This window comes from Mucilaginibacter sp. NFX135 (genome assembly GCF_048565145.1).
Classification (GTDB): Bacteria; Bacteroidota; Bacteroidia; order Sphingobacteriales; family Sphingobacteriaceae; genus Mucilaginibacter.
In genome coordinates this window covers 3011256-3034381 of the sequence record NZ_CP183412.1, presented here as the reverse complement: position 1 = coordinate 3034381, position 23126 = coordinate 3011256, and the positions used below count along the sequence as shown (strand labels likewise).

General features: G+C 44.0%; 15 protein-coding genes. 9 read left to right on the top strand and 6 right to left on the bottom strand.

Going from position 1 to position 23126, the window contains the following annotated elements; genetic code table 11:
* Positions 1-7: 7 nt before the first annotated feature.
* The 5 genes from ACNURT_RS12955 to ACNURT_RS12935 all read right to left on the bottom strand — a co-directional run bounded on the left by ACNURT_RS12955 (position 8) and on the right by ACNURT_RS12935 (position 9902).
* Complete coding sequence (locus ACNURT_RS12955) at positions 8-2080, bottom strand: beta-L-arabinofuranosidase domain-containing protein (RefSeq protein WP_419702104.1); 2073 nt, start codon at positions 2078-2080, stop codon at positions 8-10.
* Between the two features lie 9 nt (positions 2081-2089).
* Positions 2090-3931: a glycoside hydrolase family 2 protein gene (locus tag ACNURT_RS12950; protein ID WP_419702103.1), complete on the bottom strand. Its 1842-nt coding sequence runs from the start codon at positions 3929-3931 to the stop codon at positions 2090-2092.
* 88 nt (positions 3932-4019) lie between these two features.
* Positions 4020-4724 carry a DUF3823 domain-containing protein gene (locus tag ACNURT_RS12945; RefSeq protein WP_419702102.1) on the bottom strand — a complete coding sequence of 235 codons (705 nt, stop codon included), beginning with the start codon at positions 4722-4724 and terminating at the stop codon, positions 4020-4022.
* Positions 4725-4749: 25 nt separating this feature from the next.
* Complete coding sequence (locus tag ACNURT_RS12940) at positions 4750-6654, bottom strand: RagB/SusD family nutrient uptake outer membrane protein (RefSeq protein ID WP_419702101.1); 1905 nt, start codon at positions 6652-6654, stop codon at positions 4750-4752.
* A gap of 23 nt (positions 6655-6677) precedes the next feature.
* A complete protein-coding gene (locus tag ACNURT_RS12935; protein WP_419702100.1) occupies positions 6678-9902 on the bottom strand; it encodes a SusC/RagA family TonB-linked outer membrane protein in 3225 nt (1074 codons plus the stop codon).
* 193 nt (positions 9903-10095) lie between these two features.
* On the opposite strand from ACNURT_RS12935, the gene ACNURT_RS12930 reads away from it, so the two are divergent.
* From ACNURT_RS12930 to ACNURT_RS12910, 5 genes are all read left to right on the top strand, one after another.
* Positions 10096-14088 (top strand): hybrid sensor histidine kinase/response regulator transcription factor, encoded by a 3993-nt coding sequence (locus tag ACNURT_RS12930; protein ID WP_419702099.1) that lies wholly within the window; start codon positions 10096-10098, stop codon positions 14086-14088.
* Between the two features lie 19 nt (positions 14089-14107).
* Positions 14108-15139, top strand: a complete 1032-nt coding sequence (locus ACNURT_RS12925) for a family 43 glycosylhydrolase (RefSeq protein ID WP_419702098.1) — start codon at positions 14108-14110, stop codon at positions 15137-15139.
* A 580-nt stretch (positions 15140-15719) separates the two neighbouring features.
* Entirely contained in the window at positions 15720-16316 is a 597-nt protein-coding gene (locus ACNURT_RS12920) for a short chain dehydrogenase (protein WP_370994337.1), read from the top strand.
* A 549-nt stretch (positions 16317-16865) separates the two neighbouring features.
* Positions 16866-18779, top strand: a complete 1914-nt coding sequence (locus ACNURT_RS12915; protein WP_419702097.1) for an AMP-dependent synthetase/ligase — start codon at positions 16866-16868, stop codon at positions 18777-18779.
* Between the two features lie 327 nt (positions 18780-19106).
* Entirely contained in the window at positions 19107-20309 is a 1203-nt protein-coding gene (locus ACNURT_RS12910) for a DUF763 domain-containing protein (RefSeq protein ID WP_419702096.1), read from the top strand.
* Here ACNURT_RS12910 and ACNURT_RS12905 read toward each other — a convergent pair.
* Positions 20301-20708 carry a DUF4142 domain-containing protein gene (locus ACNURT_RS12905; protein WP_419702095.1) on the bottom strand — a complete coding sequence of 136 codons (408 nt, stop codon included), beginning with the start codon at positions 20706-20708 and terminating at the stop codon, positions 20301-20303. The genes ACNURT_RS12910 and ACNURT_RS12905 overlap by 9 nt on opposite strands.
* A 301-nt stretch (positions 20709-21009) precedes the next feature.
* Between ACNURT_RS12905 and ACNURT_RS12900 the strand changes: the two genes are divergently transcribed.
* From ACNURT_RS12900 to ACNURT_RS12885, 4 genes are all read left to right on the top strand, one after another.
* The gene (locus ACNURT_RS12900) at positions 21010-21324 is read left to right on the top strand and encodes an ArsR/SmtB family transcription factor (RefSeq protein ID WP_419702094.1); all 315 of its coding nucleotides are present in this window, start codon (positions 21010-21012) and stop codon (positions 21322-21324) included.
* 81 nt (positions 21325-21405) lie between these two features.
* Positions 21406-21831 carry an SRPBCC family protein gene (locus ACNURT_RS12895; RefSeq protein WP_419702093.1) on the top strand — a complete coding sequence of 142 codons (426 nt, stop codon included), beginning with the start codon at positions 21406-21408 and terminating at the stop codon, positions 21829-21831.
* A gap of 115 nt (positions 21832-21946) precedes the next feature.
* Positions 21947-22519, top strand: coding sequence for a Crp/Fnr family transcriptional regulator (locus ACNURT_RS12890; RefSeq protein ID WP_419702092.1), 573 nt, complete (start codon positions 21947-21949; stop codon positions 22517-22519).
* An 82-nt stretch (positions 22520-22601) separates the two neighbouring features.
* The gene (locus ACNURT_RS12885; protein WP_419702091.1) at positions 22602-23039 is read left to right on the top strand and encodes a carboxymuconolactone decarboxylase family protein; all 438 of its coding nucleotides are present in this window, start codon (positions 22602-22604) and stop codon (positions 23037-23039) included.
* The last annotated feature ends 87 nt before the right edge of the window (positions 23040-23126 follow it).

Sequence of the window (23126 nt, the reverse complement as noted above, 5' to 3'; positions counted from 1 at the left end):
TTAATAACTATTCCACAACCGGGAATGATGATATCCTTAACCTGGCCCCGCCCATAGGTACCAGCGTTAATTCTGATAAAGGTTTATCTGTTTTTACCGGGCTTTGAGGTAGTACACCACATAAGCCGTATTGATCTATCGTCCAGCCTGGGATTTGTTTGCCTTTTGCTTTGAGTTCAATTGGCGCGCTAGCGTTGGTAAAAGGGTTATCATCCTTTGGCCAGCTGCGGCGGATGATCTCGATTGATCTCTCCGGATGTTGTTCATCAATCACCAAACCATAGTTCCAGGCAGATGCCGGATGGATCTCATACGAGGGCCATTTCAGTGGATCGGCACTGGCTTGCCAATGCGAATCGCCCTGGGTTGATTTCCGGCTATCCTGCTTAGTATATTGTTCATCAATTTTGAGCGAATAGGTAAGCGGACCGTAGTTTACGCTCACACTATTTTTGTTGGTAACCCATTGGCGAACTTTAAGTTGCATAGGTAAATGCAGGGTTATTTTATCGCCGTTTTTCCAGGTTTTGGCCAACCTGATATAGTTACCAGCGGCGGTGTTTACCTGTATAGCAGCGCCGTTTACTTTTACGGTGGCTCCTTTACACCACTCGGGGATGCGTAGATAAAGCGGGAAGCTCACCGGTTTGGGTGCATTAATTGTAAAATCCACTTGATCTTCAAATGGATATTTAGTGGTTTCTGTGAGATTGACCTTTGTACCGTTACCTACTTTGGCATTTACTTGTCCCTGCGTATACAACTGCACAGCGAGGCCATTATCTGGCGTTGCCATCCAGCTATTTTCGGCGTAATAAACCCAGCCCGCAGCATGGTTATGCTGGCAGCAGCGGCTGCTGAAGGGGTTCATCATCAAAAACGGTCCTTCGTTGGAGATACCGGGGTGATGGTCTTTACTATCGCTTACCACCATGTTTGGCGCTGTTAGGTAACGCAGTGACCGGTAATCGGGCATAAAGGCGGCTGAGAAAGTATTGAAAGCCACATCCTCGGAATTCTCGGCCCAAAAGGTATCACCTGTTGAACCCAGCAGCATTTGGTCTGATGTCATCTGCTCTACCATACCGCAGGTTTCAACAGCCTGGCGTGGATCATCGTAACCTTTTCGGGCATTTTCATCGGCACCGAACATGCCGCCGGGCACCTGCCCATAGATGGTGCGTATGAGTTTAAAGTCGTTATATGTGGCATTCAGATCTTTCGGATCATGGCTTTGCAGGTAATAGGTTGCCGGCTCGCGGAAACACTGGGCCACATTTACGTTATGCCAGTTGGGCAGGGTGTTTGTCTGGCGCCAGTTGGCCGTATTCCTGTCGAGCTTGGCTGCCAGGTCAAGCAGGAATTTATCGCCGGTACGGTTATACAACCAGTATACGCTGAGCATATTATCACCTCCCCGACTGTTTTCCCAGTAATCCTCTAAAAAATGGTCATCAGGTATAGATAACTCGTACTTAAAATATTTGGTCATGAAGGGGATAACCCGCGGATCTTTACTGTATTCGTAGTACGATTGCAGGCACCAGAGCATCGGCATATTCGTCCACAGGTCACGGTTACCCTTGTTCATCCGGGCCGGACCAAAATCACCATTATCCCGTTGATTGCTCAGCACTGCATCTATCCAGAATTTAGCTTCAGCTATCATTTTCTGATCCTTCAGCATATAACCGATATCGGCATAACCTTTTAACCAGTAGGGTAGCTCTTCCCATCCGTATTCACCCTTACCCTCTTTATTGAGCCAGGCATTATTGGTTTTAGATAGCCAGATACTGATCTCGCCCAGGTTTCCGGTCAGGCCGTCACGCTGCAGTTCCAGCGCTTTCTTGAGCCATCCACCCGCTTTGATGCTGCCAACAGGCAATTTGGTAAAATATTGCCTTTGCAGGGGCGCACGGTTATTTACATAAAATGCATTGGCCTGTCCATTATCAATCTTGGTTATGAAGGTAGCTTTTACACCCGTTTGAGCGCTTACTTCCATACCCGAGCATACCAGGGCTGTGGTAAAGCAAAGACTCGTTTTAATAATGTTGATCTTGTTTTTAAAGTTCATATTCAACACTTATTTTACTAAAGATGGATCGTACAGTTTAACATTTACTTTTTGCAGCGATTCAACCGGCATTTTGATCACCTTACGATCATAGGTCATAAAGCCGTTCACCTCGCCTTCCACATCGGTGGTTTGGGTATATACTGCTGCCGAAAGACCTAATCTGATCAGTTCCTGCAACCTGTCGGTAAACGAAGCGTATTTTTTAAACAGGTCGTCACCATTTTTAAAGTTCTGGTAGCCCCAGTTTTTATTAGCCTGCCAGGTATGGCCTTCTACCGGCCAGCCTAAGCCCCCAAATTCGCCCAATACTACGGCCTGCGTTTTGCCGAAGATCTCGGCGCGTGGCATAGCCGGATGCGGGTAATTATGTAAGTCGACGATATTGCCGGTTGCATAAAAATTACCTCCACTGGCGCTGTTCACCAGGCGTGACGGGTCTTTTTTCATCGTCCACTCGGTTATCTCTACTGTTTTAAATTGTCCCCAGGCTTCATTAAATGGCGTCCAAACTACAATGCATGGATAGTTATATAGGGCATTGATGATGGCGTTCCATTCCTTACGGTAATACCCTTCAGACTCCGGCGTACGTTGCTGATCTGTTGCCCGGTCATACACACCCGGGCGGTTTTCCCAATGGTTACCTAAATCGCCGCTGGGCATATCCTGCCAAAGCAGCATTCCGGTTTTATCGCAATAAGCATAATAGCGGGCAGATTCTACCTTGATGTGCTTGCGGATCATGTTAAAGCCCATGGCTTTCAGCTTATCGATATCAAAGCTCATGGCTTCATATGTCGGCGGGGTGTATAAACCGTCGGGCCACCAGCCCTGGTCAAGCGGACCATATTCAAATACAAATTTGTTGTTCAGCAACATGCGCTGCACACCATTGGCATCAGCGCCTAATGATATTTTACGCATAGCGAAATAACTTTTCACTTCGTCAACCGGTTTATTGTTCCGAATAAGAGCTACCCGCAGATCATACAGGAAAGGATCTGTTGTTGACCATAATTTTTCATTCTTAATATCCAGCAGGGCGGTTGCACCGGCATCTACTATCTTTTCATCCACCTGCGTTTGCCCGTCCCAGGCGGTGATCTTCAATTTATCGCCAGGCTGACTATTGGTAACTTCCGCCGAAACCGAAAGGGTGTGATCATCAATATTGGGTATTTGCTTGGTAGCGTCGATATGCGTTTTTGCAACACCTTCTAACCAAACGGTTTGCCAGATCCCGGTAACAGGGGTATACCAGATACCTTCCGGCTTTTTAACCTGCTTGCCACGCGGCTGTGGACCATCATCCGTTGGATCCCAAACGCTTACTTTAATCTCCTGCTTTGAACCGCCTTTTAAATAAGGAGTTATATTGAAAGTAAAGGGATCAAAACCGCCTTCGTGAATACCGGCGCTTTTACCGTTCACAAATACTTCTGTACGCCAGTCAACAGCGCCAAAGTGCAATAAAATATCTTTTCCTTTTATGGTTTTATTAAGGGTGATACTTGTTTTATACCATAACATGCTATCCTTACCCACTGTTTTGCTTACGCCCGATAATGCTGATTCAACAGCAAAAGGCACCAATATTTTTCCTTCATATCTTGCGGGACCAGTTGTTGCTTTAGGTATTATTGCATAATCCCACAAACCATTCAGGTTTTGCCAGTTAGGGCGTACCAACTGCGGTCGTGGGTATTCCGGCAAGGGTGCTTTGGGATCAACCTTTTCGGCCCAGGGCGTGGTAATATGGTCTTTGATCAAATGCCAGTCGCTTTGCTGTGCGCTGACCGACAAGGAAGCAGAAATTAAGAGGGATAAGCAAAAATTCAGTTTTTTCATCAGGGATGATGTGTAATGGTATATGGAATTAAGATTTATTTTATAAATATAAGGGACCATCCCATTGTATGGCCCCTTTAAATTGTAATTAATATGATACTTTAACTACCGGCGAAAATATCATATCCTCCACTCCGGCTATCCTGATACCAACACGTGCATAAACATAGTTTTGCGTTACCGGAAACGAAGGTATAGCCACGTTCAACGATACGTTTGCCGGATCGGTAATAGCCGCACCATCCAGATCGGCTTCCGCAGCGTGGTCACCCGGCGATACAAACTGGGTTTTGTTTACAAATAAACTTACAGTTTGTATGTTTTTAGCCGTAGCATCTGTGATCACCTTTTCAATGCTGAAGTTGGCCGTGATTTTCCCGCTGGCAGCCGCTATCTGCGCGTTCCTGATCATATAATAAGGTGTTACTTCTATGTTTACGGTTTGATCGCCATTAAGGGCGATGTTTATGGTATCCCTTCCTCCTGAAGGGAGCTCTTTCCACTGAAAAGGGCCTTGTCCGCCCTGGATAGTAAATTTATAATTACCGTTGAAGGTTAATACAGAGTAAGTACCGTCCTGATCGAAGGTGCCGGTAATAGGCGTATTGCCTTTATAACCTGACTGATAAAGCTGAAAAGGAACCTGGTTGTACTCCACTCCAATTGGTGAACCCTTGTACATCAACTGCCCGGTAAGTTTTACTGAAGGCGGTTTAACATTATCCAGCTTACTACAACCGGCGGCCGAAAGCATGAGGATAAATAGGACTATGTAATGAAATTTAATTTTCATGATCTTCAATTTATAATAATATTGCTTATTGGTTTGGTTGTCTCTTAATTTTTGGATTGGCGGATATGATACCATCGTTAATTTGGGAATAGTAATTACCCAGCCTGAAAGTAAGCACACCTGTTACCGGTGATGGCAACACCTCCCTGAATACCCATTTACCATTATTCGGATTGCCCGGATTGTAATATTTGTACGGATACAGACCCCACGGCTGTGTATTTCTTTTGGTTGCAGAGCCGATATTGCTGGTTAAGTCATTTAAGCTTTCCGGATTGCCATCCCAAACTTTGGTGGCTATTCTCCAGCGTTTCATATCAAACAAAACGTGCCCTTCAAATGAAAGCTCTGCACGGCGTTCATGTACTATACGATCAAAAGTGATATCACCTGCTGTAAGAGGGATGGTTAAACCAGCGCGTGCCCTAACCTGGTTCATATAAAGCGCGGCATCACTGGTTTGCCCCAATTCGAAGGCAGCTTCCGCGGCATTTAATAAAACTTCGGCGTAGCGGTAACGGATAAAGTTAACATCGCTCTGGCGCCCTCTGCGCCCTGAGCCTGTTGCAGGGTCAAGATATTTACGAACATAAAAACCAGTTTGAGTACGGAGCGGTTCTCCGGTTGGTGTTGGACCATCTTTACCCACCACCTGTACCTGTGTTGTACTACCAGGCAGCGCTGCATAGTGTGTCGCATCATCGCTGCTGATGATATTGCCATTAGCCAGCAGATAACCTCCCCAGATATCAATGTATGCTGTTTTCCAGAAAAAGTTCGGCAACATTACTGTACCAGCCAGTCTGGCATCTCTGCCCGCAAATGGATCCTGCTGATCTGCATAGTAGATTGGGTTACCTGAGCCATCTTTGGTAGCTATTGGTGCAAAAGTGTTATCCAGTTTTTCAAAGGATTGTACCAGGTTTAAGGATGGATCTAAACGACCGGCATCAGAAGCTTCATCCGAAACAGAATAAGGCTGATCGTTGGTGGTAAACGAGTGTACCTTACCGGCAAGAGCCTTGAAATCTTCTACCCAAATTGATTCCTGGTTTACGCTGCTTTTATCTAAAAATATAGCTGCAAAATTGTCGGAAAGGTTGGGCAGCACCTGGTATAATTTATATGATCCGGCAGAGCCGTTGATAATTTCCTTTGCTGCAGCCAAAGCTTTAGTGTAGTATCCTGAGGCCATATTTGATGGAATGCCAACCTCGCCCCCTGGTAATGAAACCTGTGGTGTTGCAGCCCCATATTTTGCTATAGAGCCGGCATATAATGCCGCTCTGGCTTCCATTGCAAGCGCGGCAGCTTTGGTTGCTCTTGATTTTTCTGTTGGGTCGGCAGGTAATAAGCCTTTGATGGCTTCGGCTTCGCTGATCACAAAATCATAAATATCTGATTCCTTTGCCCGCGGGAATTGCAAGCCCACTACATTACCGCTGTTATCATAAGTAAGTGTTTGCGTGATCAAAGGCACACCGCCCATTCTTTTAACCATTTCAAAATAATAGCTGGCACGTAAAAAACGCCCCTCGGCCAGAAAACGGCTTTTATCGGCAGCCAACAACTTGGTTGATGCAGTAACATTGTCAATAAACAGGTTAAGATCACGCACATACCCATAATCCCAGGTATTCCAGGTATTATAGTCCCATGACCTGTTTTGAACAAAGCCGTATTGTCCATTATCTGAAGGGAACGACTCTCCAAAATCGGCAAAGGTTGTCCAGCCGGCATCCAGGCTCGAAAAATCGAGCACACGATTATACAGGTCGCCTAATACAGATAATACCAGTGCAGGATCTGAAAAAACCACATCGGTGGTGACCACCGATTTTGGTGGCACATTTAAAAAATCGCTATCTTTTTTGCATGATTCCGCGCTTATCAACACCGAGATCATTGCTATCGTAAATATCTTTTTCATTGAATATTTTCTTTATGTTTTAATTAAAAAGTTAGGTTAACACCAAAGTTGTAAACCCTGCTTTGCGGCGTTTGTAAACCGTTATCATCATTAACTTCCGGGTCAACTCCATACTGACGCAGATTGTCTATCGAAAACAGGTTATATACGTTGGCATAAAACCTCGCCCTTTTAATTTTCACTTTCGCTAATAGGTCTTTGGGTAAAGAGTAACCTATTTCAATTGTCCGTGCCCTTAAATATTTCACGTTATGTAACCAGAAAGTAGAATTTGAAGAGTAGTCGTAATGATTAGTACCTACGTTATTCCGGTTCACAGGGTATTTGCCAGATACCCAGGTACTATTCAAATCATTAGGATTACTTAGGTGCCAGCTATCCAGGAAAATGGTATTTAAGTTGCCATTATTCTGGAAGGCCCATCTCGATTCCCAGTTCTGGTTCCATGAATAGCCTGAACCACCTGAAAAGTCGGCATGAAAGTCAAAGCCCTTATAACCCAGTCCCAATGAAAAACCAAAGTTCGTATTAGGCTGCGATCCCAGGCCGTAACCTATAGGGCGGGAATCATTACCATCAATTTTACCGTCGCCATTTTGATCTTTATAGATCAGATCGCCGGGTAATACAGTGCTGTTACCTTTGCCATCTTCATTTACTTTATAGGCATTGATCTGATCGGCCGAGGTAAATTGTCCGATAACCTGGTATCCCCAGAAAATATTGGCAGTACGGTTATTTTGCGAGCGGAAGTACTCATCCAAGGAGTTCCCAAAAGGGCTATCGGCAAAAATCCCTGTTTTTTTACGACTGTAAGAGAAGTTTCCACTGATGTTATAGCTTACTGCCCCAATTTTGTTGTTGTAAGCCAGCGATATTTCCGCACCACTCTGTGAATCACTGTTTTCGTTAATCCCTGGCAAGCCAAAGCCTACTTCTACCGGCAATACTACACTATAATCGGTTCCAACAATACCGGTACGTGATCTTTTAAAATATTCCACAGAACCGGTTAACCTATTGTTCAACAGGCTAAAATCGGCGCCTATGTTAAATATTTTACTTTTCATCCAGGATACGTTAGTAACCGGAACACCTTTATTGAGCGATGTTGAAACCGGGTTACCATCCAATATGGCTACATTGCCGGATGCCCCGTTTGCGTAATTATAACCAGGCAGATATGCATACGGTGTTACAATTGGTGTATTTCCGCTCGCATCATAAGGGCTCCTATCGTCACCCAGTACACCATATGAAGCCCTAAATTTCAAATCATTCAATAAACTATTATCACCCAACAGCTTTTTCATAAAACTCTCATTGGTGATACGCCATCCTACCGATACACCCGGAAAATAACCAACGCGGTGAGCTGGGTCAAATAAGTAGGATGCATCTCTTCTACCGAGTGCTTCTAAATAATACCGGTTATCATAATTGTAATTGAAACGCGCTACATAACCTATGCGGGCCTCAGAATCATCACTATCCTGATACTGATCCATAGTTGGGAAATAGATCAAAGGCAGATTGTTGGATATAGGATTAGCATGCAGCCAGTTCCTCAGGTGCTCTTTATGGATACGTTCGTTAACCAACGTAGCGCCAATGGTGCTTTTACCAAAAGTATTATTATAACTTAACTGCAACTGGGTTGTAGTGCTAAGCTCTTTTCGTTGCTCACGCTCACGCCACGGGTTGGTAACGGCATGGGTTATATCATAATTACCAGTTTGTTGGTTATAGGTATAGGCATTGTAAGTATACTCATGGTTGTTTAATAACTCGTCGGCATAGTAATAAGAATAGTCATACTTTGCTGTAAGTCCCTTTATACCAGGGATAATATACTCAGCTTCGAAATTGGTTTGCAATACCCGCCAGTCCTGGTGCCAGATACCCGAAAGCTTGTCATTTAGAAACGCGTAGTTGGCTTCGGTGTGTGGACCGTTATCGCGCAAATAGGCCGGGTTGTCATTGGCATAAGGCCTATCTAAAGGAGTATTTTCCAATATCCCCAGTTTTGCTAAAAAATAATCGTCACCACCGGGAACACCAGGATTTTCGCGTGTTTCTATCCGGCCGTTAATATTCATGCTCACTGAAAGACCGGCAGCTACCCTTGCCTTTACATTTGATTGGATATTGGTACGTCTGAAAAGGTATTCAGCTCCGGCTGGTGAGTTTTGGGTCAAATGAGTTCCAGCTACGTAATAGGTAACCTTCTCATTGCCCCCGGTAAAATCGGCATGGAACGAATTTAGTGGAGCACCTGAGTTTGCCAATACAAATGGTTTCCAGTTAAAACTCTGGTATCCTGGTTCTGTACCGGCCTTATACTTTGCCAGTTCGGCATCGGTAATAGAGGTGCTGCCGTTGGTAATTACCTGTGCCGCGGCCAACGCTTTCATATAATCATAGGAATTGGTCAATACGTTGGGGAATCTGTCCCACGATTGGAAACCCAGATAAGAGTCGATATTGATGCGCCCCTCGCCTGATCCTCTTTTAGTGGTTACCACCACCACACCGTTTCCGGCACGTACACCATAAATAGCCGCTGATGCATCTTTTAGTACCGAGATACTTTCCACATCATTTGGTGCCAGATTATTAAACTGTCCTTCATCCTGCTGAATCCCATCAATTACATATAATGGGGCGCCCAAATTACGGATCTGCACGCTGGCGCTGGCTCCTGGTCGTCCTTCTGCCTGTCTGAAAGTTACGCCGGGTATTTTACCTGCCAACCCTGTGCTAACGGTAGAACCGCCATGCACCCTTTCGATATCCTTACTGGTAACGCTGGCAATTGAGCCTGTTATCGATGCCCTTTTTTGTGTACCATAACCTGTTACCACTACTTCCTGAAGCGCTGAATTATTTGATTTTAAACGGACAGCAATAACTGATCTGCCATTGATTGGGATCTCGGCTGTAACAAAGCCAATGTAACTCAAAACAAGGGTGCCATTAGCGTCGGGAACACTGAGGGTAAACTTTCCTTTGATGTCTGTTGCTGTGCCCACCTGCGTTCCTTGCACCCGGATGGCTACCCCGGTAAGCACCTCGCCCGTGGTATCAGTCACTGTACCGCTTACCTTAAACTTATTTTGAGCTGATGCAGAAAATGAGGTAAGCAGGCATAGCATAAAAGCAATCAATGCTAATTTTGGGCTCCATTTACTGGGCGGCCATTGCAAGCGGAAATAATCTACTTGTTTGAGTAGTAAAATTTTTCTCATAAATGATTTATTTAATTGGTTAAGTATTTTGATTTAAAATGTAGGTTTGACAGATTTAAATCATACTGTAAAGAAAAAGCATTTTAGCCCCCGCCTATTAACCAAATCATATCAATTATTAGTCAAAACGTATCATTTTTTACCGTAACGAAAACGCTTGCCCAGAATGGTTATATTTGCTTATTGAACGATTTTGAAACCTGTATTTTTAACTTCTTTATTATTACTCCTGTCATTTAATATCTGCTGTGCGCAATCGTACTATTTCAGGCATTACCAGGTAGAACAGGGGTTGTCAAACAACACCGTTTACTGCATTGTGCAGGACAAGCGCGGCTTTCTGTGGCTTGGAACCAAGGATGGGCTCAATCGTTTTGACGGTTATTCCTTTAAAACTTTCAGGCATGATGCAAAGGATAAAAAAAGCATTTCGGGTAATATGGTTCATACCCTTTGCCTGGATAAGGATGGCAGCTTCTGGATAGGTACTGATCACGGGATCGACAAATATAACCCTCAAACAGAAAGCTTTATACATCTTACATCAAACAACAACGCCATCAGGTTCATGGTGACAGATCAATTTTATAACTGCTGGTTTGTTTCCCGGTCGGCGTTAATGAAGTATGATAAAAAGACTGGAAAATTAATTGATTACAGGCCTTTTCAACATTTTGACGCTACTTCGGTAACCGTCAATGGTTCTGGCGACGTTTGGGTATCGTCAACCTCTGGTAGTTTAGAAAAACTGGATACTGTAACACGCTCTTTCAGCAGTTATAGCGTATTTAAAAACTCGCCACCAGTTGCTTCAAAATTTATCGAAAAAATATACAGTTCAGGTAACCAAATACTCATTGGCACCACCAATCAAGGTATTAAAGAGTTTGACTCTTCAAACGGCACTTATCGCGACCTGCTAACCTATAATTCCAATAATACCGAGATATATGTGCGTGATTTTGTAAAATATAACGACCATGAATTCTGGATAGCCACCGAATCGGGCATATTCATTTATGACGTGCAAAAGGGAACATTCACCAATCTGAAGAAACAATTTAATGATCCCTACTCCATATCAGACAATGCTGTGTATGCGGTTTACAAAGACTCAGAAGGCGGGCTCTGGGCCGGAACCTATTTTGGCGGAGTAAATTATTATCCCAAGCAATACTCCGCATTCAATAAGTTTTATCCTGGGTCTGACAAAACAGGTTTGCAGGGTAACGTAGTGCGCGAGATATGTAAAGATCAGTATGGCAACCTGTGGATGGGTACCGAAGACAATGGCTTGAACAAACTAAGTCCTGATAAACATACCTGGACGCATTACTATCCCGGTGGTAAAAACACTATATCAAACACCAACATACACGGCTTGATAGCCAATGGCAATGGGCTTTTTATAGGTACACTGGAACGTGGATTAAATATCCTGGATATTCCCAGTGGTAAAGTGATTAAATATTACCTGGCTGGCAATGCCAAAAACATGCTTAAAAGTAATTTTGTTATTACCTTTTGTAAAACACGATCAGGCCTTATCCTGGTAGGTACAACGCAGGGGCTCTACAGATACAATACTGCTACCAAAGATTTTACACAGATTAACGGTGTACCCACTCATGATTTTATTTACAGTATTACCGAAGATCATAACGGAAAGATATGGGTAGGTACGGTGCACGATGGTGTTTATTTTTATGATCCAGACAAAAATTCGGGTTACAAGTTAAGGGATGTGCATGGCATAACCAATGCACTGGATAACAGTACGGTTAATGGCATTTTTGAAGACAGTGATCATCGGCTTTGGTTTGCCACGGAAGGTCTGGGTTTATGGAACTATAACCTTGCACAAAAAACCTTTAAGTTTTACGATCTCAGCAATGGCTTCCCCAGCAACTATGTGTTCCGGATATTGGAAGACGCTCATAAAAACCTTTGGATAAGCACTACCCGTGGATTAGTATGTTTAAATATCCCAGCCAAAAACATCAAGGTATATACTAAAGCCAGCGGTTTGTTGAGCGATCAGTTTAACTATAACTCGGCCTTTAAAGATACTGATGGCACCATGTATTTTGGCTGTGTAAAAGGCATGGTAAGCTTTAACCCCTCGCAATTTAAAATAAACGATTTTGTAGCGCCGGTATATATCACCGGGATACAGGTGCATAACCAGGAGATCTCCGTTAATGGCCACGATTCTCTGCTTCATCAATCAATCATCAGTACCAAACAACTCAATCTTAACCATAATCAATCCTCATTCAGTATTGATTTCGCGGCATTAAGTTACCCTTCACCCGAGATGACCCAGTATAAATACATGATGAAGGGACTTGATAAAGGGTGGACTTTCTTAAAAACCAACCGTAAAGTATACTTTACGCAATTAAGGCCAGGTCAGTACACTTTTATTGTTAAAGCGGCCAATAACAACGGGCAATGGTTATCCCAAGAAGCAAGGCTCGATATCACCATAACACCTCCTTTCTGGGAAAGCATTTGGGCTTATATGGTTTATATGCTATTGATACTGTTTGCCATGTATTATATACTAAGGCAATACCACATTAAGACCCGCGACAAGAACAAACGACTTATCGAGATCCTGGAAAACGACAAAGAAAAGCAGATCTATAATGCCAAAATAGAATTTTTCACTAATGTGGCTCATGAAATACGTACACCACTTACCTTAATAAAAGGTCCGATGGAAAAAGTGATCAAAAAAGCGGGCAGCGTTCCGGAGATCCAGCATAACCTGCAGATCATGGAAAAAAACACCAATCGTTTATTGGAGTTAACCAATCAATTGCTTGATTTCCGGAAAACCGAAACCAATGGTTTTAGCCTCAGCTTTGTTAAAACCGACATCGCCGAATTACTTGCCGATACCTTTTTAAGGTTTAAGCCCTTGGCCGAGCAAAAAAGCATTCATTATGAACTTAAGCACCCGCCAAAGAGCCTGTACGCTTATGTAGACATTGAGGCTTTCACCAAAATTATAAGTAACCTCATTAACAACGCTATCAAGTATGGCCGTTCGGTGGTTGAAGTGGAATTGCTGGAGCTTCAACCTGATGAGGGCACATTTTCTATCGAGATCAGAAACAATGGCCACATCGTTCCTTATGAAATGCGCGAAAAAATATTTGAGCCATTCTTTCGCCTTAAAGAATCTGAAAAACAGATCGGTACCGGCATCGGGCTCTCCCTTTCACGCTCTCTCGCCGGGCTGCATAAAGGTGTACTGGTATTAAATAAGCCCATTGGTGACTTGAACACATTTTTATTAACCCTGCCCATACATCAGGATGAAGAATTTGATCTGTATAATATACCCGATGATTATGAACTAACTGATAAAACTAAAGAGGAGGATTTTGACTTTATGAAACCAATTATACTTTTAGTGGATGATAATCCCGAAATACTCGATTTTATTTCGGACGACCTGAGCGAAAAATATTCGGTCATTAAGGCCCTGAACGGTCAGGAAGCATTGGACATGATCGAGATCGAGAACATTCAACTCATCATTAGTGATGTGATGATGCCTGTAATGGATGGCTTTGAACTGTGCAAAAGAATCAAAACTAACTTTGATCATAGCCACATTCCCATTATACTGCTTACAGCCAAAAACACCCTGCAAAGCAAGATAGAGGGTCTCGAAGTTGGTGCCGATGCCTATATCGAAAAGCCATTCTCTCCTGAACATTTACAGGTACAGATAGCCAACTTGTTAATTAACCGCAGCAAGATCCGGGAGCACTTTGCCAGTTCGCCGCTGGCGGGTATCAATACCATGGCTTACTCCAAGCCCGATGAAAGCTTTCTGGATCGGCTAAACGCAGCTATCAACAAAAACATCCAGAACCCTGAGCTTGATGTGGAGCAAATTGCCAGCTTAATGAACATGAGCAAACCTACCCTGTATCGTAAGGTAAAGGCCATATCAAACCTCACCATAAATGAGCTCATCAACATTACCCGGCTAAAAGCTGCCGCCAAACTGCTGGAAGATGGCGATTATAAAATTTACGAAGTGGCTGCCATGGTGGGCTACAGTTCGCAATCACACCTGGGACGTAACTTCCTGAAACAGTTTGGCACTACCCCTTCAGAGTATCAGCAAAACAAAAAAAACCTCAAAACCCGACCGGTTAATTAAACACTGCACCTCGTTATATATGAAAAAGTTATCCCTTACTTTTTGTCTTTTCATACTCAGCATCATGGCCTGTATGGCTCAGCGCACCTTTACCAATCCATTGCTGCCATCAGGTGCCGATCCATGGGTTGTTTACCACAATGGTTATTATTACTATACCAACTCGACCGGTAGCAACCTCGTGATCTGGAAAACTAAACGGATCACGGATTTGAACAAGGCGGAGAAAAAAATGATCTGGACACCGCCCACCGGTACAACACATTCCAAAGAACTATGGGCTCCCGAACTCCATTTTTTACAGGGCAAATGGTATATGTATTTTGCTGCCGATGATGGCGATAACAACCACCACCGTTTATACGTACTGGAAAACGCCTCTACCGATCCGTTACAGGGCGAATGGATATTTAAAGGACAAATCGGCGATAGTACCAACAAGTGGGCCATTGATGGTTCCGTATTTGAGAACAAGGGCCAGCTTTACCTGATCTGGGCCGGCTGGGAAGGTGATACCAACGGTCAGCAGAATATCTATATCGCCAAAATGAAGGATCCATACACCGTTAGTAGCGAAAGGGTGAAAATATCAAGCCCTGAATACGCCTGGGAAAAATATGGCGACCTCCATGACGATAAAAACCCGGCCCATGTCAATGTGAACGAAGGCCCGGAGATACTAAAACATGGCAACAAACTATTCCTGATATACTCCGCAAGCGGTTGCTGGACAGATTATTATGCACTGGGAATGCTCAGTACCACTGCCAGCAGCAATTTACTTAATGCCGCCTCCTGGAGAAAATCACCAGAGCCTGTTTTTAAACAGTCGCCGGAGAATGGTGTTTACGCACCAGGGCACAATTCATTTTTTAAATCGCCAAATGGTAAGGAAGACTGGATCCTGTACCATGCCAATTCCAAACCCGGCCAGGGTTGCGGGCATGATCGCTCTCCGCGGGCGCAAAAATTCACCTGGAATAAAGATGGTTCGCCAAATTTTGGTGCGCCCCTCAAAACGGGAGAGCCTTTGCCGATACCGGCTGAGTAAAAGCTTTTTAAACCTTGAATTTTAACAAATTTCTGCTCAAAAACGGCGTAAAAACAGGCAAAAACTCATTCAAAAACATCGATTTTAACACTTTTTAACAAATTTCAACGCGGTTTTGATGCGTTCTTGAAACTTTAAAAAGTTTTAATTTATTGATTGTAAAATAACTAAATACAAAAAAGTCTTTTTTTGACCTCATTTTGTCTTAACCAAACAGCCCGGTCGTCCAAAAAAGGAGACCGGGCTGTGTTGTATATACAATATACGAAAAGTTATTGGAAGATTTGGTGGCGGAGTTTTGTCTGGTTTAACACTACCAACTTACCCTGGCATCCCTCCACTTGCGCTGAAAGTGAGACTAAGAATCCCTCCGCGCGTCATTGAGGAAGAACGACGTGGCAATCCCCTACTTACAGAGCGCCCCTACTAATTGGGGATTGCCACGCTTCGCTCCAATAACGTTATTTTTTGTCGGGTCATTTTTTTGACACCATTATCATTTTTCTATAAAACTTTATGATTAAAATGGCGTGTACTATTTAACCCAAACCATTAACATCTAAATAAACACGCATCCTGTATGAAAATAATTATTGTTGGTGCCAGCGGCACTATAGGCAAAAAAGTAACAGAGGCCCTTCGCGGTGAAAATGAGATCATCACCGCGGGCTCCAAAAGCGGCGATATACAAGTGGATATTACCAGTACAGAGTCCATCGAAGCATTTTACAAACAAACAGGCAGCTTTGACGCCTTGGTGAGCGTTACCGGCAGCGCGCATTTCGGCCCGCTTAAAACCATGACTGCCAAGGATTTCGACCTTGGCCTGCAAAACAAATTGCTGGGACAGGTAAATCTGGTGCTCATCGGTCAGCATCATATCAACCCTAAAGGCTCGTTCACGCTCACATCAGGTATCCTCGCCGATGATCCTATTGTGCTGGGCGCCAACCTGAGCACCGTGAACGGGGCAATTAATTCTTTTGCTAAAGCTGCCGCTATTGAATTGGAAAACGGTGTACGCATCAACGCCATCAGTGCCGGCGTGGTAGAGGATGCTCCGGGCTATTTCCCCTACTTTCCGGGCCATATCCCCGTAACTATGGATAAAGTAGCCAACGCCTATTACAAAAGCGTTTTTGGCGCCTTAACCGGGCAGGTGATACAGGTTTGGTAGCCTCACCCCAACCCTCTCCAAAGGAGAGGGAGCTATAATAAATATGCTAAGTAAAGTCCTCTCCTTTGGAGACGATTTAGGTGAGGTCTACTCAAATTCACCCGCCTATCCAAGCGTCCACGCTTGGATATTGTTTTTGGTAAGCGTCCACGCTTACTTTTTAATAACCTTAAGCGTAGACGCTTACATTAGGTTTGGATTCAAGCGTGGACGCTTGAATCGGCGAATTCTTCACTCCGTTCAGAATGACAAATATTTTTTATGACTACGCGCTGCTTAATCCAATCACATCCGCCCCTCTCTCCCCTAAACCGCGCTGTTCGAAGTCTCCGACTTCGAACTACTATGCCTGTAGTTTGCAACTACAGATCATTTAGGTAGTCAAAAGACTACGAGCATAGTCGTCTGAAGTCAGAGACTTCAGACAACGCACATAGTTACCTGATCCAATCACACCTCCACTTCCCCAAAGCAGGGATATACATCATTTCATTTGAGTTTTAGGTTTAAAAAACATAAGTTTGATCTCTGTAAATCCTTTTTAATTTAATGAGCCAGTTAATCGAATCGTCAACTGTTCCAGGCTTTATACGTAATGTTGTAGCCAATATCCATCCCGATAGCCATACTTTTTTAATGCACAAGGTAAAAGATACCTGGGTTGAAATAACCTATAAACAGGCATTAGAAAAAATTGACGCCATATCGGCCTGGTTCCTGCGCATGGGTGTACAAAAAGGCGATCGTCTTTCGCTCATTATCGAGAACGGTCCGGATTATGTTTATTACGATCAGGCCCTGCAGCAGATCGGCGCTATCAACACCTCCATCTACCCTACGCTTAGCGAAAGCGAGATCGAGTATATTCTGAACGATTCGGGCGCCAAAACCATTTTGGTAGGCAACCCTTTTCTGTTACGGAAAGTTTTAAGGGTAGCCAATACCTGCGAGGCGCTGATCCGCATTATCCCGGCTTTTGACGATTTTGAAAAATACAGCGATAAAGTAAACCTGAATGCCGGAGTGATTGGTTTTGACCAGGTGATACAGGAAGGCCTTACCTTGGTTGAACAATATAAACACGCCATCGGCGCCGCCCGCGAAGCTATTTTAACTACCGATATTTCCTGCTTGATCTATACTTCGGGTACTACGGGTATCCCCAAGGGGGTTATGCTGACGCACCACAACCTTACCCAAAACGTGATCAACAGTTTGATCCAGATCCCGTACATCGAGAAAACAGATCTGTTCCTGTCGTTCCTTCCGCTGTCGCACGTGTTTGAGCGTACAGCTACCTATCATATTTGCCTGTCGAAAGGTTGTACCATCGCCTTTGCGCAAAGCCTGGAGCTGCTGGCCAAAAACATGGCCGAAGTGAAACCAACTGTACTTTGCTGCGTGCCACGCTTGCTGGAGCGGATCCATGATAAGGCTATCAAAAACGGCACATCTGCCGGAGGCGTAAAATCAAAAATATTCCTTTGGGCTTTGGAGATCGGTAAAAAATACCGCCTGGTTCAGGAAGCCGGCAAAAAACCGGGCCTCATTTTAAAAAATCAGCATAAAATTGCCGAGAAACTGGTGTTCAGCAAGATCAAGGAGAAAACCGGCGGTCGCCTAAAATTTATGGTTTCGGGAGGCGGTGCTTTACCACGCAATATCGGCGAGTTTTTTGGCGACCTGGGTATTGTGATACTGGAAGGCTTTGGCTTAACAGAAACGTCGCCGGTTATGGCTGTTACCGAATATCACCGGGTAATATATGGCACCGTTGGTCGTATTATTCCGGGTATTGAGGTGGCTATTCAGAATGTAGAAACACAGCACATTTATACCATTCAAACGCATGATAACTTTAAAGAGGATCTGCAATCGGAAGAAGGTGAGATCATCGTTCGCGGGCATTGCGTAATGAAAGGCTACTGGAACAAACCTGAAGAAACTGCCACTGTGATTGATAAGGACGGCTGGTTCCACACCGGCGATATCGGCAGGTTTTATCGCGGTAACCTGCAAATAACCGACCGCTTAAAAAACATGCTGGTAAATGCCTACGGTAAAAATATATATCCTACCCCGGTAGAGAACACCTACCTCAAAAGCCCTAAAATTGAACAGATATTTTTAGTGGGCGATAAACGCGAGTACATTACGGCCATCATTGTACCATCGCGCGAAACCATGCAGGAAACATTTGACTTAAAAGACGCGTTTTTTGAACAACCTGACGTGTTTATTGAAGACAAGGAACTGGTTGACTGGATCGGTCAGGACCTGCGCAAGCTGAGCAACGAGCTGGCCAAGTTTGAACGCATTAAAGCTTTTAAAGTAAAACGTAACCCTTTCAGCATGGACGATGGCGAGATAACCCCTACCATGAAAGCCAAACGCAAGGTGATCGAAAAGAAATACGCTGCCGACATCGACGAAATGTATCTGCAGGAAACTGAAGCTGATTAGACCGCTGATTTTTTTGATTACGTTGATTTCGCTGATGGATTAACCACAACGTCGTTGCGAGCGCAGCTTAATTATATTATTCGTAGAGACACATCACATGGGTCTCTTTTTGTTTAGCCACCACGTTAGCCCCCTCTAAATCTCCCCCAAAGGGGGAGACTTCAAAAAAAACATTTTAAAGCCCTCTCCTTTGGAGAGGGTTGGGTGAGGCTCTTTTGCTTCGTACCTCGCAATGACGCGTGGAGAAGAAAAGACTCAAAAAAAATCAACGAAATCAATGTAATCAAAAGAAAAAATCAACGGTCTTTTTTTGCTAACTTTGTTAGTATGAAACGATCCGGGAGCGCAGATCTGCCTTTACATTATGGTTATGTGCCGCAATGGCTTGCCGAGCGTATGGCTAAGCTGGGCCTGGCCGTGGTGGAAAATATTGTGCTTGATTATGGCAAAGAAGAGGTGCTGCGCCGCCTGAGCGATCCTTTCTGGTTTCAGAGCCTGGGCGCGGTGATGGGGATGGACTGGCATTCGTCGGGTATTACCACTTCGGTGATGGGCGCGCTCAAAAGGGCCATTAACCCGCATAGCCGTGAGCTGGGCATTTATATTTGCGGCGGTAAAGGCAAGTACTCCAAACAAACCCCGGCCGAGTTGATAAAGATCAGTGAAACTATAGGGCTCGACGGTAACCACCTGGTTAAATGCAGCAAACTGAGCGCCAAGGTGGATAATACCGCAATACAGGACGGCTTTCAGCTTTACACACATAATTTTATCCTGAGCGATACCGGCAAATGGGCCGTAGTGCAGCAAGGCATGAGCGCCGAAAGCCATACCGCACGCAGATATCACTGGCATTCGGAACAATTGACCTCTTTTGTTAACGATCCACATACCTTTATTTATGGGCAAAATCATGGCCTTATCCTCAACATGACCGACAAGCAGGCTGATAGCTCCCGCAACGGCGTAATGCAAATAGCCAGCGAAAATCCAGAGCAGATGCTGCGGGAGATCAATAAACTGGTAATGCCCGGCCACCATCATGTTACCGCGAAGGATGTCGATCTGAAACGACTGGGCGCTGTACTATGGCTGGCTCATGAAAAGCAACCTGCCGATTTTGAAGAGCTCTTATTGTTACAGGGATTAGGTCCGCGGACATTACAGTCCTTGGCCCTGGTAAGCGAAGTGATACATGGCACACCATCGCGATTTAAAGATCCGGCCAGGTTTTCGTTCGCGCATGGTGGTAAGGATGGTCACCCCTTCCCCGTACCAACCAAAGTTTATGACGAAACCATTGGCACTTTGCAAAACGCGATCTACAAAGCCAAACTGGGTCAATCGGACAAGAATGAGGCCATCAAACGTCTGTCGAAAATAGCCGAGAATGCCGAAAAGGATTTTACTCCGAACGCCAATTTTGAACAGGTAATAGCCCGTGAACGTGAGGATTCCTGGAAATATGGTGGTCGTACGGTAATGGGCCGCGCCAAACCGCCTGTACAGCAGCAATTAAAGTTATTTTAATACCATCGCAATGGCCTTTGCCGAATCTAATTGTGCCTGCAAAACCGGCAGCTTTTGTTTGGCAAAGTCGGCTACATTGGCATTTGGGTAGTGGCTGGCTAAAGTGTATCGCTTGATCTCCGGTTCGTATTCATTAATTATTTCCTGCAAATAAGCCTTATCAAATTGCTTTGCCTGTTTTTTTTCAAGATCAGTAATTAATTTTTGGTGAGCCGTATTCAGGGAATCTTCTGATGTTACAAAATTATCGGTCGCAAGTTTTTTTAAATCAGTGCCAAGCTGTGTGTGCTTATCCATCATCACTTTTGCAAACCGGATAATTTGTCGGTTTTTTGAATTAGACATCGCCAGATCCGAAATTTTAACAACAGCCTGGCTGGCCTCAGTTGCATCTTTCAAAAAAGCTTCTTCCCTTGCATTTACGGTAGGTTCATTGTTATAATTACTGGGCCGCTTGCGATCTGTGCAACCCTGTACCCAAACCAGTGTGATCAGTCCCATTAATATTCCTGCTATCTGCTTCATTTACTTGTGTGTATCTTATATAAAGCTTAACAAACTTTAATCCTATAGGTTTAATCAAAACATCCATTATCGGTTTATGCATTCCAATTGTTACATATCTATTTTCATTTTCTTGTTGTGTAACCAAAAGGTTTCATTTATATTTGTAACCTAACGGTTTCAAATACTATTAACTATGCTTCAAAGAGACGTTTTTAAAGCCATTGCTGATCCTACACGGCGCGAGATCATCAATTTGATTGCTCACAGCAATATGAATTTAAATGCCCTGGCCGATAATTTTAACATCAGTCGCCCGGCAGTATCAAAACATATTAAAATACTAACCGAGTGTGGTTTGCTGGTGATTAAACAACAAGGCCGGGAACGTTTTTGCCAGGCTGATCTGCGCCAGCTACAGGAAGTAACCGACTGGGCCGAACAATACCGCCAGTTCTGGATGCAAAAACTGGATGCCCTGGGCGATTTCCTGGATAAAGAAAAAAGCTAAAAGCTGAAGGCATAAAACGGAAGGCATAAAGCTGAAAGCAAAAAGTTAAATCAATAATTATAAACCTAAAAATGAACATTTATGAGCGCACAACCATTTGTGATAGACCGTGTTTATAACGCCCCTACTGAAAGAGTATGGGAGGCTATTACCGACAACAACAAAATGAAGGAATGGTATTTTGATATACCTAATTTTAAACCGGTAGTAGGCTTTGAATTTACTTTCACTGGCGGAAGTGAAGAAAAAACATATGTACACTTGTGCCGTGTGATTGAGGTTATTGAAGGCAAAAAACTTGCACATACCTGGCGATACAGAGATTATGAGGGTGACTCGGTGGTTACCTGGGAATTATTCCCCGAGGGCGATAAAACCAGGCTTGTATTAACCCATACCGGTCTGGAAACCTTCCCGCCACTAAAAGATTTCGCCAGAGAAAGCTTTACCGCTGGATGGACCGAGATTGTTGGCCGTATGCTGAAGGAATATGTAGAGAAGGCGTAATTGAAAATATCAATAGACGCATGTGATGCGTCCCTACCGAACCAAAACGTAGAGACACATTACATGTGTCTCCTATACAGGGTACCGTAATTCTTATTATCTTCGAATGAACGTTATGCTGAACAATCTTACCAACCATATCAAAAAGTTCGTGAAGCTTGACGAGGCTGATGAAGAACTGATCAGCAAAGCCGTGGCGGTAAAACAAGTTAAGAAAAAAACCTTTCTGCTACAGCCAGATCACATCTGCCGCGAGCTGTATTTTGTAAGCAAAGGTTGCCTGCGCCTGTATTTCATCAACAAAAAACTCAACGAGCAAATAACCCAGTTTGCCATTGAAAACTGGTGGATGAGTGATCATGGCAGCCTGGAGAGCGGCAAACCATCCACCTATTTTATTCAGGCTGTTGAAAATTCCGAGATCATCAGCATCAGCAAACCCAAGCTCGAGGAGCTTTTTGAAAAAGCCCCACAATTGGAGCGTTATTTCCGGATAGTGCAGCAAAGGGCCTTTACCGCCTCGCAAAAGCGCATCGAATACATTTACAGCATGAGCGACGAAGAGCGCTATCGTCATTTCAGCAGCTTATTTCCTGATTTTATACAGCGCATACCGCAATATATGCTGGCCTCCTACCTGGGTTTTACCCCGCAGTTTATGAGCAAAATACGGGCAAAAAAAGTTTAGCCTCTCCTGCTTTTCTTAATCTTGATTCATTTTTCGGGGCTTGTTTTGTCCGCAACTTTGGGTATCACAAAACATAAAGAAAATGAAACCAAGAATTTTAATCCCCAAAGTAGATCCTGAAGCATACAAGGCATTAGGTGTTTTAAACGCCTATATTGAAAACAGCAGCTTAACCAAAACCCATAAAGAGCTGATCAAAATACGTGCTTCGCAAATAAACGGCTGTGCCTATTGTATCGACATGCACACCAAGGATGCCCGCAAAGCTGGCGAAACCGAACAACGTATTTATGCCTTGAACGCCTGGCGCGAAACGCCTTTCTTTACCGAAGAAGAGCGTGCTATACTGGCCTTAACCGAAGAAGTTACCCTGATACAAAACCATGTATCTGACAAAACCTATGAAGAAGCAGAACGCATTTTAGGCGAAAAATACCTGGCCCAGGTAATCATGGCCATTATCAACATCAGCGCCTGGAACCGGATAGGTATTGCTACAGGCATGCAGCCGAGTTTGTAACTCTATCCCATTTGTCATCCTGAGGAACGAAGGATCCTCTTCAGTATACATGTCGCATAACAGATGCTTCACTCCGTTCAGCATGAC